The following is a 15,575-nucleotide window of genomic DNA, read 5'->3' as shown; positions in this document are numbered from 1 at the left end:
GGGTCCGGCGCCTGCGTCACCACTCTCCACACACGTACAGTCCAGAAAGGACTCCAGTCAATGGCAAACTTCACCGCTGCTGACGTGAAGAAGCTCCGCGAGGACCTCGGCGCCGGCATGATGGACGCGAAGAACGCGCTCGTCGAGGCCGACGGCGACTACGACAAGGCCGTCGAGCTGCTCCGCATCAAGGGTGCGAAGGCCGTCGCCAAGCGCGACGACCGTGCCACCTCCGAGGGTGTCGTCGTCGCGACCTCCGAGAACGGCGCCGCCACGGTCGTCGAGCTCGCGAGCGAGACCGACTTCGTCGCGAAGAACGAGAAGTTCACGACCCTCGCCGACAAGGTGCTCGGCGCCGTCGCGGCTGCCGGTGCAGCCGACGTCGCCGCCGCGAACGCCGCCCCGCTGGACGGCAAGACCGTCCTCGAGGTCGTCAACGAGTCGGCCGCCGCGCTGGGCGAGAAGCTCGAGGTCCGCACGGTCCGCCGTGTCGAGGGCTCGGCCTTCGAGATCTACCTGCACAAGACCAGCCAGGACCTGCCGCCGCAGATCGCCGTCGTCATCGCGTACGAGGGTGACAACGCTGCCGAGGCCCGCTCGATCGCCCAGCACGTCGCGTTCGCGAACCCGACGTACCTGACCCGCGACGAGGTCCCGGCCGACGAGATCGCCAAGGAGCGTGCGACCGTCGAGGCGATCACGCGCGAGGAGGGCAAGCCCGAGGCTGCGCTCCCGAAGATCGTCGAGGGCCGGGTGAACGCCTACATCAAGCAGGTGTCGCTCCTCGACCAGGACTACGCGAAGGACAACAAGATCTCCGTCGCGAAGGCCGCCGAGAACGCCGGCATCACGATCCAGGGCTTCGCCCGCGTCAAGGTCGGCGCGTAACGAACCCGTGACGGGGTCAGGAACCAACCAGGTTCCTGGCCCCGTTTTTCGCGCCTCCGGGCGCGACACACCCGCGACACATCCGCGAGTACATTTCCACGAGACCACGACGAAGGGTGCGACCAGATGACCGACGAGAAGACCGGACGACGCCGCGTACTGCTGAAGCTGTCAGGAGAGGCCTTCGGTGCCGGATCGCTCGGCGTGAACCCCGACGTGATCGGGACCATCGCCAAGGAGATCGCCGTCGCCGCGCGCGAGGTCGAGATCGCGATCGTCGTCGGTGGGGGCAACTTCTTCCGCGGCGCCGAGCTCTCGCAGCGCGGGATGGACCGCGGCCGTGCCGACTACATGGGCATGCTCGGCACCGTGATGAACGCGCTCGCGCTGCAGGACTTCCTCGAGCAGGCCGGTGCCGCGACGCGCGTGCAGTCCGCCATCGCGATGACCCAGGTCGCCGAGCCGTACATCCCGCGGCGCGCCGAGCGGCACCTCGAGAAGGGCCGTGTCGTCATCTTCGGCGCCGGGGCGGGCCTGCCCTACTTCTCGACCGACACGGTCGCGGCGCAGCGGGCACTCGAGATCAAGGCCGACGAGGTCCTCGTCGCCAAGAACGGTGTCGACGGCGTCTACACGGCGGACCCGAAGAAGGACGCCACCGCCGAGAAGCTGCACCACGTGACCTACCAGGACGCGCTCCTGAAGGGCCTCAAGGTGGTCGACGCCACCGCGTTCTCCCTCTGCATGGACAACGGCATGCCCATGCACGTCTTCGGCATGGAGGGCGACGGCAACGTCCAGGCCGCCATCCGCGGGGAGCGTATCGGCACCGTGGTCAGCAACTGACCCGCACCGCTGACTAGACTCGACGCCAGTACCGAAGGAGTAACACCGTGATCAGTGATGTCCTGACCGAAGCCACCGAGAAGATGGCGAAGGCTGTCGAGGTCGCCAAGGACGACTTCTCGACCGTCCGCACCGGCCGCATCAACGCGGCGCTCTTCCAGAAGATCCCGGTCGAGTACTACGGCACGCCGACGCCGCTCGCGCAGCTCGCGTCGCTGCAGACGCCCGAGGCGCGCACGCTCATCGTGACGCCGTACGACAAGACGGCGCTCAAGGAGATCGAGCGCGCCATCGCGACGTTCCCGAACCTCGGCGCCAGCCCGACGAACGACGGTGACATCGTCCGCGTGACGATCCCGGAGCTCACCAAGGACCGCCGCAAGGAGTTCGTGAAGCTCGTGCGGACGAAGGGTGAGGACCACAAGGTCGTCATCCGCAACATCCGCCGCAAGGCCAAGGACGACCTCGACGCACTCAAGGGCGAGATCTCCGACGACGAGATCTCGCGCGGCGACAAGGACCTCGAGGTCCTGACGAAGAAGCACGTCGACCAGATCGACGACTCGCTGAAGAAGAAGGAAGCCGAACTCCTCGAGGTCTGATGCGCCGCCCGGAACAGGGCGGTGAACGCCCCACAGCAGAGCACGGACCCGAGCAGACCGGGCCCGTGAAGAAGGGGCTCCGCCAGGACTTCGATGCGCGTGCCCGAGCGGCCCGCACCGACTTCGAGGCGCAGCTCCGGCAGCGCAAGGCGGACTTCGGCGCGCGCAACGAGGCCCTGACCGCACGGACCGGGCGCAACCTGCCGGCGGCGATCGGCATCGCGCTCGCGTTCGCCGTCGTCATGCTCGGCACGCTCCTCATCTGGACGCCGTCGTTCATGGTCGTGGCCGCGTTCCTGCTCGGCGTGGGCGTCTACGAGCTCACGAGCGCCATGCGCTTCGCGGGCCGTGACGTCCCGCGGATCCCGAGTGTCGCCGTCGCGATCGCGATCGTGCCGGCGGCGTTCCTGCTCGGCCAGATCGCGGCACTCTTCACGCTGCTCGGCGGCATCGTCCTGATCAGCCTGTGGCGGTTGGTCGAGGTCGCGGTGTCGCGGCAGAAGCCGTCGGCCGGCAACGTGTTCCGCGACCTCACCAACGGGCTGTTCGTGCAGGCGTACATCTCGCTGCTCGGCGCCTGCGTGGTGCTGCTCTCCGCACAGCCGCAGGGCAACCTCTGGGTGATCGGCTTCATCCTGGTCGTCGTCGCCGTCGACACCGGTGCCTACGCGACCGGGCTCAACCTCGGCAAGCACCCGATGGCGCCACGGATCAGCCCGAAGAAGACCTGGGAGGGCTTCGCGGGGTCGGTCGCGGCGAGCATCGTCGTCGGCATCCTGGTCGCCTGGCTCATGCTCGGACTGCCGTGGTGGACCGGCGTCGTGCTCGGGGTCCTCATCTCCGGGTCGGCCACGTTGGGCGACCTCACCGAGTCGATGATCAAGCGCGACCTCGGCATCAAGGACATCTCGTCCTTCCTGCCCGGGCACGGCGGACTCCTCGACCGCATCGACAGCATCCTGCCGTCGGCTGCGGTCGCGTACGTGCTGTACCTGATCGTCAACCACTGACCGACATCGATCGACCCCGTCGGGCAGCCTGAGCGCCGCCCTCAGCGCGTCCAGGTTGTGCAACGGGTCGGGACTGGCAGAATGACGCCGTGGCCACCACCTTCCCGACCGCAGCCCGCTCCGCCCTCGGATACGACGTCGACGAAGTCGAGCGTTTCCTCGAGGACGCCCGTCGCGCGTACTCCGCCGACGACAGCGCCCCCGGCATCGAGGCCGCGAAGATCCGCGCCACCGCGTTCTCGATGCGGAAGGGCGGGTACTCCACCTCGCACGTCGACGCAGCACTGGAGCGGCTCGAGGACGCCTTCGCCGCACGTGAACGCGAGCGGGAGATCGGCGACGCCGGCCAGAAGGCCTGGTACGCCGAGGCCCGCACGAAGGCCTCCGACGTCGTGGCCCGCCTCGAACGTCCGGACGGTCAGCGGTTCAACCGGGTGAGCATCCTCGGCACCGGCTACCACCCGAAGGACGTCGACGCCTTCGCCGCCCGACTCGGGGGATACTTCCGCGAGGGCAAGCCGCTGAGCCTCACCGAGGTGCGGTCCATCGTGTTCCGTCCGAAGCACGGCGGCTACCGCGAGGCCCAGGTCGACGCGCTGCTCGACGCCGTCGTCGAGGTCATGCTCGCCGTCCGCTGACGACGCGCTGTCCCCAGGTGCTTCGCTTTCCGTGATCGTTCCGTTACCCTGGTCCTACTCATGGGCAGGCACACGGCAGACCACAGCTCCGACCGCGATCTCCGCGAGCACCTGAGCCTCCAGGCTTCGGGTGAGCGCCGCGCGGCACTGAACCGAACCCGTACGGCGGACACGTCGGTGCTCCAGGCGAACCCGCAGGTCCTGCCGGAGACCGGCCCGGTCGCGACGCCGAAGTCGGTCGCAGCGAACCGCGTGTCCGACGAACGCGTCGCCGCGTTCGCGCACGAGGCGCCCGCTGCCCGCGTCGAACCGCGTGCCGCGAAGCAGCGGACCGCGACCGCGCAGCAGTCGACCCAGGGCGCTGCCGCCGCGGTCAACGCCTTCGCACGGAAGCGTTCGTCGGTCCCGGCCTTCTCGTTCGTCGGGGTCTTCCTCTTCGTGGGCGCGTCGCTGTTCAACCCGCTCCAGGCCGACGTCGCACAGGCCGCGGTCGACACCCCGGTGCTCGTCAAGACGCCGCAGGCCCCGCAGCAGTACACCGCGCACGGCACCTACGGCGAAGCCGCCGCAGACCGCGACGGCTACGGCGTGACCGTCCCGGCCCCCAAGGTCGTCAAGCCCGTCGTCGAGGAAGCAGCCGACGACGCCACCACCGACGAGACGGCCGACGCCGCGGCGACCGAGACCGAGAGCGTCTCCGCTGCGAACACCCTCGCAGCCGTGGCCGCGACGCCCGACGCGGGCAGCGCGCAGGCCATCGCCCTGCAGCTGGTCACCGCCCGCGGCTGGGGGACCGACCAGTACAACTGCCTCGTCTCGCTGTGGAACAAGGAGTCCGGCTGGCGGGTGAACGCCTACAACCCCAGTGGTGCGTACGGCATCCCGCAGGCGCTCCCGGGCAGCAAGATGGCAACCGCCGGCGCCGACTGGCAGACCAACCCCGCGACGCAGATCACGTGGGGTCTCAACTACATCTCCGGGGTCTACGGCACCCCGTGCGGCGCCTGGGGCCACAGCCAGGCGAACAACTGGTACTGATCGGCAACTGGGGTGCCGCGCAGCAACCGGCCGCGGCGTCCCCGCGGTCGCGACGTCGAGCCTGACGAGGACACCGGCCTCGACCGGCTGATGAGTGCGTGGAAGCGCACCGAGGTGCGTCGCGGGCGCGAGTACCTCGTCCAGCCGGTCTCCGCGGCCTCGGCGCAGAAGGAGTACGTCTGCCCCGGGTGCGGCGGCACTGTGCTGCCCGGTACCGCGCACGTGGTGGTCTGGCGCTCCGACGGGGTGCTCGGCGACGCCGCCGACCTGGCATCACGTCGACACTGGCACAACCACTGCTGGAGCATCGCATGACCGACGACGACGGCGAGATCCGCTCCGCCACGCAACTGCCGGCCAGACGTACCGACGTCGAACTCGTCACCGACGACCACCTCACGCTGGTCGGTGAGCTCGCCGAACCCGACACCCGGCCGGCACGGGGCACCATCGTGACGCTGCACCCGCTGCCGACCGCGCACGGCTTCATGGACTCGCACGTGCTCAAGAAGGCCGCGGCACGCCTGCCGGCCCTGGCCGACATCGCGGTCCTGCGCTTCAACTTCCGGTCGGTGACGTCGCCACGAGGCACGTCCGAGGGTATGTTCGGCGAGGGTGTCTCCGAGGGGTTCGACCTGCGCTCCGGCGTCGCCGAGGTCGTCGGCCGCGGCCTGCCGACGCCGTGGCTGGTGGGGTGGTCGTTCGGCACCGAGGTGATCCTCAAGCACGCGCTGGAACACGTCGAGGCCGGAACGGTCGCAGGCGTCGTGCTGCTCTCCCCGCCGCTGCACCGCACCACGGACGACGAGCTCGCGCGATGGGCGGCCGTGGACGTCCCGGTGGTGGCCCTGGTGCCCGAGCACGACGACTTCCTGCAGCCCGACCAGGCGATCGCCCGGTTCGCCGTCGCCCCGAACGTCCGGGTCGTCCCGGTCGAGGGCGCGAAGCACCTGTGGGTGGGGGAGCGGTACGTCCGGATCGTGCTGGACGCGATCGCCGACCTCGTCGTCCCGGGCAGCGCGCCGTTGCCGACGCACTGGCCCGTCTGAGGGGTCAGCGCCCGGCGGCGTCCTCGTCGTCGGTGGTCTCGGACGCGCCGCCCGGAGCGGTCCCGAGCAGGCCGGTCGCGTGCGTCAGCACGCCGCGCAGGTTCTCGAGGTACCCCGCCACCGCTTCGCGCTCGGTGCGGATCGCCGACAGGCGGTCCTCGGCCTCGGCGGTGATGGCGGCGGTGCGCTCCTCGGCGTCCGAGACCATCCGGTGCACGCGGTCCTGGGCGTCGGCGACGATGGTGCGGGCGTGCTCCTGCGCCTCGGCGGTGCTGGTGCGTTCGAGGTCGTCTGCTTCCTGCTGGAGCCGCTCGGCGCGCTCCCGTGCCTCGGTGGCACGGCGGGTGGCCTCGGCGAGCTGCAGGTTCGCCTCGTCGAGGTACTTCTGCGTCTCCGTGACGGTCTCGTGGTGCTTCTGCAGGTAGTCCTGCTCGGCGTCGTCCCGGCGCGAGGCGAGCTCGGACTCGAGGGTCGTGCGGGCCTCGTCGCGCTCGCGGGCGATCTCGGCGCGGGCCTCGTCTCGTTCCTTCGCCAGGTCGGCGCGGGCCGTGTCGATCTCCTGACGGAGGGCGGTGCGCTCCGCCTCGAGCGCGTCGAGTTCGGCGGAGCGACGGTCGGCGATCTCGGTGTCGACCTCGGCGTGCTCGCGTTCGCGGCGGGCGGCGAGGGCGTTCTCGTGCTCGCGGTCCGCGCGCTCGGCGGCGGCCTCGGCCTCGGCACGCTCCCGGGCGATGCGGGTGTCGTGCTCCTCGAGCTCGCGGGCGATCCGGTCGGCGGTCTCCTGCACGAGCCGCTCGTTCTCGATGCGCGTCTGCTCCTCGTCGACACGCAACTGCGCTCGCACCGCCTCGGCTTCCTGCGCGAGGGCCGTGCGCGCCGAGGCGAGCTCCCGGTCCCACTCGGCGCGGGCGGCCGCGAGTTCCTCGTCCACGACGCGGCGGCGGTCTTCGAACTCACCGTCGATCTCGGCGCGGCGGCGGTCGACCTCGGCCTGCAGCTCGGCGCGACCGGTCTCGATCGCCAGGGCGTGCGCCTGCTGCTGCTCGTCGCGCTCGCGGTGCCACGCGGCGCGCCCCTCGGTGACCTCGCGCTCGAGTGCCTCGCGGCGGGTGGCCTCTTCGTGGTCGAGGTCCGCGACGCGGCGGGCGTGGTCGGCCTCGAACACCGAGCGGCGGTGCTCGGTCTCGCGGTCGAGGTCGGCCGCTGCCGTACGGGAGTCGGCCGACTCGCGCTGGGCGATCTCGCGCAGCTCGGCGACCTCGTGCTCGACCTGGGCGCGCAGGGCGTTCGTCTCGCGGATGGCGACGGAGCGGACCTCTGCGGCCTCGGTCACGGCGGCGCCGCGGATGGCAGCGGCCTCGTTGCGGGCGTCCTGGGTGAGCAGGCCGGCCTCGGCGCGGGCACGCTCGACGGTGTCGGCGGCCTCGGCACGCGCACGGGTGAGTTCGTTGGTGGAGCGGGTGCGGGCGTCCTCGAGGGTGTCGCGGGCTTCCTCCTGCGCCTCGCGCACGGTGCGGTCGGCCTCGGCACGGCTCGACGCACGCAGGCGCTGCGCGTCGATGTCCGCCTGGCTGATCAGTCGGGTGGACTGCTCCTCTGCCACGCGCAGGGTGGACTCGAGCCGCGTGCCCAGCCCGCTGTAGGTGGGGGTACCGGCCTCGTCGAGCTCGCCCTGGAGCTCGGAGACGCGGGACTGCAGGAGGCGGATCTCCTTCGCCGCGTCGGCGCGGTCGGTGTTCGACTTGATGAGCTCGCGGCGCAGGTCGTTCAGTGCGCGGTCGACGTCGTCGCGGCGGTACCCGCGCAGCTCGGTCCCGAACTCGGCCTCGTCGTTCGCCACGTGTCGCTCCTGGGTGCTCGGCGGAGGGCCCGATCCGGCCCGCGGTCGATTGTAGTGGTGGCCCGACGGGGTCGTCTGAGTCCCGCGACAGCCCGGATGGATGCGCTGCTCAGCCATGCTCGCTATCCTGAGTCGCTGATTCGCGCGCCGACATCCCCACCCCGGCGCGGTAGGGAGAGTGTTCGTGCGATTCGTCCTGGCGATCGTCAGTTTCGTCATCGGCCTGCTGCTCGTCGCGCTGGCGGTGGGACAGCGGACCGTGTTCGCTCCGCCGTCCTCGCTCGTCGCGGACAGCTCGACCACCAGCTCCGCTCCGGTCACGGTGATCCCCGGGTCGACGCTCAACGCGAACCCCGGCTACCAGCGCATCAACGTCTCCGGATCCGGCAAGGTCTTCGCGGCGTACGGCAAGACGGCCGACGTCGACGCGTGGGTCGGTGACGCCGAGCACACCACGCTCCGGTTCGACGCCGAGAGCGCGAAGCTCGTCGGCAAGACCACCGGCTCCGAGGCGTCCGTCCCGTCGCCGAAGGGCAGCGACCTCTGGTACCAGGAGTACGACGGATCCGGACAGTTCACCGTCCGTCTGCCGCAGGACGTCTCCGTGCTCATCGTCAGCGACGGCACCGCCGCCGCGCCGAGCGACGTCTCGGTGACCTGGCCGCAGGACACCGCGACCCCGTCCGTCGGGCCGCTGCTGGTCGCCGGTGGCGTCTTCGCCCTCGGCGGCATCGTCCTGCTGGTCCTCGCGTTCCTGCACCAGCGCCGCGGGCGTGGGCCCCGTCGTCGCAGTGGCGGCACCCGGCCGCCACGCGTCCGGGCCTCGCGCCGGGCCGCTGCGGCCGGTGCCCAGGTCCCGACCAGGGGCCGCCGCGGGTCGCGTGCTTTCATCGCGGTCCCCGTGGTGCTCGTCGGGACGCTCGCCCTGGCCGGCTGCTCGTCCGACTACTGGCCGCAGGGCGGAGACCCCTCGCTCGCGACCCCGACCCCGACGGCCAGCGCGACCGGCGCGGCCGAGACGACCGAGCCGACGGCGGCGACCAAGCAGCAGATCACCCGGGTCGTCGAGCGGATCGCCGAGGTGGCGAAGCAGTCCGACGGTGCCCGCGACCGCGACCTGGCGAAGACCCGCTTCACCGGGGCGGCGCTCGACCTGCGCCTCGCGAACTACTCGATCCGCGGCAAGGACTCCGAGGCCAAGGCGCCGCCGGCGATCTCTGCCGGTCAGGTCTGCGTCGCGTTGCCGCAGCAGACCGACACCTGGCCGCGCACGGTCTTCGCGATCGTCGCCGAGGACTGCGACGCCAAGTCGGCACCGCAGGCCCTGACGCTCGTGCAGGACACCGCGCGCGACCCGTACAAGGTCGCGTACGACGTCTCGCTCGAGGCCGACGCGAAGATCCCGAGCCTCGCCCCGACGTCCATCGGCGCCGCGCTGCTGGCCCCGCAGTCGAAGCTGCTCGCGATCGCCCCGGACCAGGTCGCGACCGCCTACGGCGACATCCTGTCGAAGGACTCGAAGAGCGAGTACGCCGACCTGTTCGCCACCGAGGGGGACGGTCTCCGCACCACCATCGGCAAGGCGTACAAGGACAAGAAGGCGAAGTCCCTGCCGGACACGGCGAAGATCGAGTACTCGTCCGAGGCCCCGGCGGACTCCGCCGTCGCGATCGCGACCGACGACGCCGGCGCGATCGTCTCCGCCGACCTCAACGAGATCGAGAAGGTGACCCCGACCGCCTCCGGCGCCGAGGTCAACACCGAGGGCGCCGTCAAGGCGCTGTCCGGGGTGGACACGAGCAAGAAGGGCATCAGCGCCACGTACGGCGTCCAGCTGCTCTTCTACGTGCCGCCGGTCGCCTCGGATGACAAAGTGGTCCTGCTCGGGTTCACGCAGGGCCTGACCGCAGCGAGTGAGGTGCAATGAGCAACATCCCCCCGACCCCGTCCGGGCTCCGCGGAGCCGTGGACCTGTCGTCCCTCGTCGAGCGCGCACAGCGGCTGCCCCAGCCGCCCGCCGGCGCTCCGGCGCAGGCGGGCAGCCCGACTGGCGCCGCCGCCCCGGGCACCGAGTCCGGCGCCGACCTGACCGTCCCGTCGCTCGTGCTCGACGTCACCGACGACACGTTCCAGGACGTCCTGCAGCTGTCGTCCGTGGTGCCGGTGATCGTCGATATCTGGGCGGAGTGGTGCGGGCCGTGCAAGCAGCTCTCACCGATCCTCGAGCAGCTGACCGCCGAGTACGGCGGGCGCGTGCTGCTCGCCAAGGTCGACGCCGACACGAACCCGCAGCTCGTGCAGGCGTTCCAGGCACAGTCGATCCCGACCGTGGCCGCGCTGATCGGCGGGCGCCCGCTCGGGCTCTTCGTCGGGGCGCTGCCCGAGGCGCAGGTCCGCGACGTCTACGAGCAGGTCCTCCAGGCAGCCGAGCAGAACGGCGTCTCCGGTCGCGTCACCGTGGACGGTGCCGGCGCGCCCGAGGACACCGCCGAGCAGGGTGAGCCGGAGCCGGAAGAGCTCCCGCCGCACCACCAGGCGGCCTACGACGCGATCGAGCAGGGCGACTACGCCACGGCGATCGCCGAGTACAAGACCGCGATCCTGCAGGACCCGCACGACCAGATGGCCGTCGCGGGGCTCGCACAGGTGTCGCTCCTGGATCGACTGAACGGCCACACCGCCGAGGACATCCGTGCTGCTGCCGGTGCGGGTCCGCAGGACGTCCAGGCGCAACTCGCGGTCGCCGACCTCGACATCTCCGGTGGGCACGTCGAGGACGCCTTCGGGCGGCTGCTCGACCTGGTGCCGACGGTGTTCGGCGAGGACCGTGAGGCGCTGCGCGTCCGGCTCGTCGAGTACTTCGAGCTCATCGGGACTGACGACCCGCGCGTGGTCGCGGCGCGCCGTCGCCTGGCGAGCGCCCTGTACTAGACCCGGCACGAGACGGACGGGAGGCCCGGTGCCAGCTGGCACCGGGCCTCCCGTCCGTCTGTCGGTCGCGTCCAGGACGCGGGCCGCAGCTAGCGGGCGAGCTGCAGCCAGACCGCGCCGAGTGGCGGCACCACCAGGTGCGCCGAGGCGGGGCGGCCGGCCCACGGGGTGTCCTCGGCCGTGACGACCCCGAGGTTGCCGACACCGGAGCCGCCGTACTCGGCGGCGTCGGTGTTGAGCACCTCGTGCCACGCACCGGCCTGCGGCAGCCCGAAGCGGCGTTCGACGGGCACGCCCGAGAAGTTCACGAACACCGCCAGCCGGTCGTCGCCGTCCTTGCGCAGGAACCCGAGCGTCGAGTGCGGTGCGTCGCCACCCTCGATCCACTCGAAGCCGTCGGCTGTGCTGTCGTGCGTCCAGAGCGCGGGCGTGTCCTTGTAGACCCGGTTCAGCTCGGCGACGAGGTCCTGCACGCCGCGGTGCCCTGGCTGGTCGAGGAGCCACCAGTCGAGCCCCTTCGCCTCGGACCACTCCGCGGGCTGGGCGAACTCCTGGCCCATGAACAGCAGCTGCTTGCCGGGGTGTGCCCACATGAACGCCAGGTACGCGCGGACGTTCGCGAGCTTCTGCCACTCGTCGCCGGGCATCTTGCCGTACAGGGAGCCCTTGCCGTGCACGACCTCGTCGTGGCTGATCGGCAGGGTGAACTGCTCGCTGAAGGCGTACACGAGCGAGAAGGTGATCTCGTCGTGGTGGTAGCTGCGGTACGCCGGGTCACGTTGCACGTACTCGAGCGAGTCGTGCATCCAGCCCATGTTCCACTTCTGGCCGAACCCGAGCCCCCCGGCGCTGGTCGGCTGGGTCACGCCGGGCCACGAGGTGCTCTCCTCGGCGATCATGACGATGCCGGGGTAGCGCTTGTACGCGGTGGCGTTCGTCTCCTGCAGGAACGCGACGGCGTCGAGGTTCTCCCGCCCGCCGTGGATGTTCGGCAGCCAGTCGGTGCGGGAGTAGTCGAGGTACAGGATCGAGGCCACGGCGTCGACGCGCAGGCCGTCGATGTGGAACTCCTCGAGCCAGTACAGGGCGTTCGCGACCAGGAAGTTCCGGACCTGCGGCTGCCCGAAGTCGAACACGTAGGTGCCCCAGTCGAGCTGCTCGCCGCGACGGGGGTCCGGGTGCTCGAACAGCGCGTGGCCGTCGAAGCGTCCGAGGGCCCACTCGTCCTTCGGGAAGTGCCCGGGGACCCAGTCCATGATCACGCCGATGCCGGCGGAGTGCAGGCGGTCGATCAGGTACCGCAGGTCGTCGGGGGAGCCGTAGCGCGCGGTCGGGGCGTAGTAGCCGGTGACCTGGTAGCCCCACGAGCCGCCGAACGGGTGCTCGGCGAGCGGCAGGAACTCCACGTGGGTGAAGCCCGTGTACTGCACGTGCCCGATGAGCTGGTCCGCGACCTCGCGGTACGACAGACCGGGGCGCCAGGAGCCGAGGTGCACCTCGTAGACGCTCATCGGCTGGTCGTGCGTGGTCGTCTCCGCGCGCCGCTCCATCCAGGCGCGGTCGCCGTCGGACCACGTGTAGCTCGACTCGGTGATGACCGAAGCGGTCGCCGGCGCGATCTCGGCCTCGCGGGCGAACGGGTCCGCGCGCTCGACCCAGCCGGAGTCGGTCAGGATCTGGAACTTGTACCGCTGCCCGGCGACCGCGCCGGGCCAGAACAGCTCCCAGACGCCGAGGTCGCTCAGGCGGCGCATCGCGGTGGTGCGGCCCTCCCAGCCCTCGAAGTCGCCGATCACGCGGACGGCGGTGGCGCGGGGCGCCCACACGGCGAACGCGACGCCGTCGACCCCGTCGATGGTGCGGACGTGCGCCCCGAGGTGGTGCCAGAGCTGCTCGTCGCGGCCCTCACCGAACAGGTGCAGGTCGAGCTCGCCGAGCGTCGGGGCGAACCGGTACGCGTCGTCCGTGGTCCAGGTGGCGTCGTCGTCCTCGGACGACTCGTCGAAGTCGTAGTCGGCCTCGACCCGGTAGCGACCGAGCTCCTCGGCGGTGGCACCGGCCCAGAGGCCGTCGCCCTCGTGCGTCAGTTCGACGTCGTCGCCGTCGAGCCGGACGAGGCGGACCGCCTGCGCCAGGTGACGCACCACGCGGACGCTCGTGCCGCCGTCGACGGCGTGTGGGCCGAGCACGTCGTGGGGCTGTGACCAGCGACCCTCGGCGACCTGCTGGCGGAGCCACTGTTCGAGCGGTGCCGGACGGGGGCCGGTCCCGTCGGCCGGGGCGGGCTCCGCGGCCGGCGGCGACGGCAGGGCGCCCGACGGGGCGACGGTGGACGGGCCTCCCGGCTGCGGGGCGGCGTCGACGGACGGCACCCGCGGGTGCGTGGCGTCGGCAGGGTGTCCCACCAGGGTGGCGGACTCGTCGACCCCGCGGTCGGGTGCCTCGCGCGGCGCGGCGGGCGCGCCGGGCAGGTCCTCGTCGGGGGCGGAGACCCGCGGCTCGTAGCGCGGCTCCGGCGACGCGTCGGACGGTGTCCGCGCCGGCACGGGTGGCGGCGGGGGCGGTACCGGCGGGACGGCGGGGCCCCGGCGGGGCGGCGGCTGGGGTGCGGTCGGGTCGTTCGTCATCGGTGCAGTCCTTCCACGACGAGCAGGTGCACGGGTTCCTGGAACGCGTCCAGGCGGACGTAGTTCGACGAGCCCCAGACCCAGCGCTGCCCGGTCACGACGTCGCGGACGTCGAACCGGCTGTCGGCCGGCAGGCCGAGCGCAGCGAGGTCCAGGTGCACGGTGGTCTCGCGCGCCGAGTGCGGGTCGACGTTCGCGACGACGATCACGGTGTCGGCGTGCCCGGAGCGGATGAACTCGCCGGGCAGGTGCTTCGAGTACACGACGGTCGCGGGGTCGTCCGCGGCGTGGACGTGCAGGTTCCGCAGCTGGCGGAGCGCGGGGTGCGCGGCACGGAGCCGGTTGAGCATCGTCACGTACGGGGCGAGGGACGCGCCCTCGGCCTCGGCGAGCGCGAAGTCACGCGGCTTGTACTCGTACTTCTCGTTGTCGATGTTCTCTTCCGAGCCCGGTCGGGCGACGTCCTCGAACAGCTCGTACCCGGAGTACATGCCCCACGTCGGGGCACCGGTCGCGGCGAGCGCTGCACGCACCTTGTAGCCGGCGCGGCCGCCGAACTGCAGGTACTCGGTGAGGATGTCCGGCGTGTTCACGAACAGGTTCGGGCGCAGGTAGTCGCTCGTCTCGTGCGACAGCTCCTCGAAGTAGGACTCGATCTCCTCCTTCGTGTTCCGCCACGTGAAGTACGAGTACGACTGCTGGAACCCCACCTCGGCGAGCGCCCGCATCATCGCCGGGCGGGTGAACGCCTCGGCCAGGAACACGGTGTCGGGGTGCTCGTCGCGGACCTCGCGGATGACGCGCTCCCAGAACCAGAGCGGCTTCGTGTGCGGGTTGTCGACCCGGAAGATCCGGATGCCGAAGTCGATCCAGTGCCGGAGCACACGCAGGACCTCGGTGACCAGGCCCTCGGGGTCGGAGTCGAACTGGATCGGGTAGATGTCCTGGTAGCGCTTCGGCGGGTTCTCCGCCGTGGCGATCGAGCCGTCGGCGCGCTGCGTGAACCAGTCCGGGTGCTCGGTGACCCAGGGGTGGTCGGGGGAGCACTGCAGCGCGAAGTCGAGCGCGACCTCCATGCCGGTGTTCTTCGCGGTCTCGACGAAGTCGCGGAAGTCGTCCTCGGTGCCGAGGTCGGGGTGGATCGCGTCGTGCCCGCCCTCGGGGGAGCCGATCGCCCAGGGGCTGCCGGGGTCGTTCGGGCCGGGGGTGAGCGTGTTGTTCGGGCCCTTGCGCGCGGTGGTGCCGATCGGGTGGATCGGCGGCAGGTACACCACGTCGAAGCCCATCCGGGCGACGGCGGGCAGACGGCGGGCCGCGGTGCGGAAGTCGCCGCTCTTCCAGGAGCCGTCGGGGTTCTTCTTCGCGCCTTCGCTGCGGGGGAAGAACTCGTACCAGGCGCCGACGCCCGCGCGGGCGCGTTCGACGTCGAGCAGCTGCGTCGGGGAGTGCGTGCGGAGCGAGGTGAGCGGGGCCTCCTCGACCTCGGCCACGATGCGCGGGTCGTCGACGGCGGCCAGGCGCTCGGCCGGGTCGAGGTCGGTGTCGCGCACCGTCGCGGCTGCGCGGGTGGCGGCGGGGGAGTCGGTCTCGTCGGCCAGCCGGTCGAGCAGCAGGGCGCCGTCGAGCAGCGTCGCCTCGGTGTCCACACCGGCGGCGATCTTCAGCCGTGCGGCGTGCAGCCACGTCGCCCAGTCGTCGGAGTACGACTCGACGTGCCAGGTCCAGACACCGACGTGGTCGACCTGGACGGTCGCCTCGTAGCGGTCGGTCCCGGGCGCGCCGAGGGCCAGTGGGACGGTCCTGGTGCCCCCGTCCGGTCGTTCGAGCACGAGGTCGGCGCCGATGATGCCGTGTCCTTCTCGGAAGACGGTCGCACCGAACGTGATCACCTCGCCGTCGAACGCCTTGCCGGGGAACCCGTTCGGCGTCCTCGGAGCGAGTTCGGTGATCGGGATGCGCCCGATCTTCGGTCGGCGGGGTCGGTCTGCGGTGGCCACGTGCCGAACCTACCCGGAAGCCGCCCGGACGTTCCCCGGAACGCGTGTCGTGTGGACAGCTCGACGGTCGCTCGTGCCGGTGGAGGGACGGACGGGAGGCGCGGGACGG

Annotated in this window: 13 protein-coding genes; 10 read left to right on the top strand and 3 right to left on the bottom strand. The window is 71.4% G+C overall.

Annotated features, from left to right (window positions below):
- Window positions 1–60 precede the first annotated feature (60 nt).
- From tsf to ACVKXF_RS10605, 8 genes are all read left to right on the top strand, one after another.
- The gene (tsf, locus tag ACVKXF_RS10640; RefSeq protein ID WP_123312301.1) at window positions 61–888 is read left to right on the top strand and encodes a translation elongation factor Ts; all 828 of its coding nucleotides are present in this window, start codon (window positions 61–63) and stop codon (window positions 886–888) included.
- 126 nt (window positions 889–1,014) lie between these two features.
- Complete coding sequence (gene pyrH / locus ACVKXF_RS10635) at window positions 1,015–1,734, top strand: UMP kinase (protein WP_071406376.1); 720 nt, start codon at window positions 1,015–1,017, stop codon at window positions 1,732–1,734.
- Between the two features lie 47 nt (window positions 1,735–1,781).
- Window positions 1,782–2,336, top strand: coding sequence for a ribosome recycling factor (frr, locus tag ACVKXF_RS10630; protein ID WP_123312302.1), 555 nt, complete (start codon window positions 1,782–1,784; stop codon window positions 2,334–2,336).
- 65 nt (window positions 2,337–2,401) lie between these two features.
- Window positions 2,402–3,346 (top strand): phosphatidate cytidylyltransferase, encoded by a 945-nt coding sequence (locus tag ACVKXF_RS10625; RefSeq protein ID WP_340196886.1) that lies wholly within the window; start codon window positions 2,402–2,404, stop codon window positions 3,344–3,346.
- Between the two features lie 89 nt (window positions 3,347–3,435).
- Window positions 3,436–3,984 carry a DivIVA domain-containing protein gene (locus ACVKXF_RS10620; protein ID WP_123312303.1) on the top strand — a complete coding sequence of 183 codons (549 nt, stop codon included), beginning with the start codon at window positions 3,436–3,438 and terminating at the stop codon, window positions 3,982–3,984.
- Between the two features lie 60 nt (window positions 3,985–4,044).
- Window positions 4,045–5,022 (top strand): aggregation-promoting factor C-terminal-like domain-containing protein, encoded by a 978-nt coding sequence (locus tag ACVKXF_RS10615; RefSeq protein ID WP_456795677.1) that lies wholly within the window; start codon window positions 4,045–4,047, stop codon window positions 5,020–5,022.
- Window positions 5,023–5,034: 12 nt separating this feature from the next.
- On the top strand, window positions 5,035–5,337 hold the full coding sequence (locus ACVKXF_RS10610; RefSeq protein ID WP_260233004.1) for a hypothetical protein: 303 nt from the start codon (window positions 5,035–5,037) through the stop codon (window positions 5,335–5,337).
- Window positions 5,334–6,071, top strand: coding sequence for an alpha/beta hydrolase (locus ACVKXF_RS10605; RefSeq protein WP_456795676.1), 738 nt, complete (start codon window positions 5,334–5,336; stop codon window positions 6,069–6,071). The genes ACVKXF_RS10610 and ACVKXF_RS10605 overlap by 4 nt, the downstream gene beginning before the upstream one ends.
- 4 nt (window positions 6,072–6,075) lie before the next feature.
- On the opposite strand, the gene ACVKXF_RS10600 is transcribed toward ACVKXF_RS10605, so the two are convergent.
- A complete protein-coding gene (locus ACVKXF_RS10600) occupies window positions 6,076–7,911 on the bottom strand; it encodes a hypothetical protein (RefSeq protein WP_456795675.1) in 1,836 nt (611 codons plus the stop codon).
- A 184-nt stretch (window positions 7,912–8,095) separates the two neighbouring features.
- Between ACVKXF_RS10600 and ACVKXF_RS10595 the strand changes: the two genes are divergently transcribed.
- Together ACVKXF_RS10595 and ACVKXF_RS10590 are read left to right on the top strand one after the other, a co-directional pair.
- Complete coding sequence (locus ACVKXF_RS10595) at window positions 8,096–9,838, top strand: hypothetical protein (protein WP_456795674.1); 1,743 nt, start codon at window positions 8,096–8,098, stop codon at window positions 9,836–9,838.
- On the top strand, window positions 9,835–10,842 hold the full coding sequence (locus tag ACVKXF_RS10590; RefSeq protein WP_456795673.1) for a tetratricopeptide repeat protein: 1,008 nt from the start codon (window positions 9,835–9,837) through the stop codon (window positions 10,840–10,842). The genes ACVKXF_RS10595 and ACVKXF_RS10590 overlap by 4 nt, the downstream gene beginning before the upstream one ends.
- Window positions 10,843–10,931: 89 nt before the next feature.
- Here ACVKXF_RS10590 and glgB read toward each other — a convergent pair whose 3' ends face one another.
- Both glgB and ACVKXF_RS10580 read right to left on the bottom strand, forming a co-directional pair.
- Window positions 10,932–13,469, bottom strand: a complete 2,538-nt coding sequence (glgB, locus tag ACVKXF_RS10585) for a 1,4-alpha-glucan branching protein GlgB (protein WP_456795672.1) — start codon at window positions 13,467–13,469, stop codon at window positions 10,932–10,934.
- Window positions 13,466–15,466, bottom strand: a complete 2,001-nt coding sequence (locus ACVKXF_RS10580; protein WP_456795671.1) for a maltotransferase domain-containing protein — start codon at window positions 15,464–15,466, stop codon at window positions 13,466–13,468. Before ACVKXF_RS10580 ends, glgB begins: the two co-directional genes overlap by 4 nt.
- Between the last annotated feature and the right edge of the window lie 109 nt (window positions 15,467–15,575).

The sequence above is a fragment of the Curtobacterium sp. PvP017 genome, from assembly GCF_054060195.1.
Note: the sequence above shows the minus strand (reverse complement) of the source record. Positions and strands in the feature narration are given on the sequence as shown.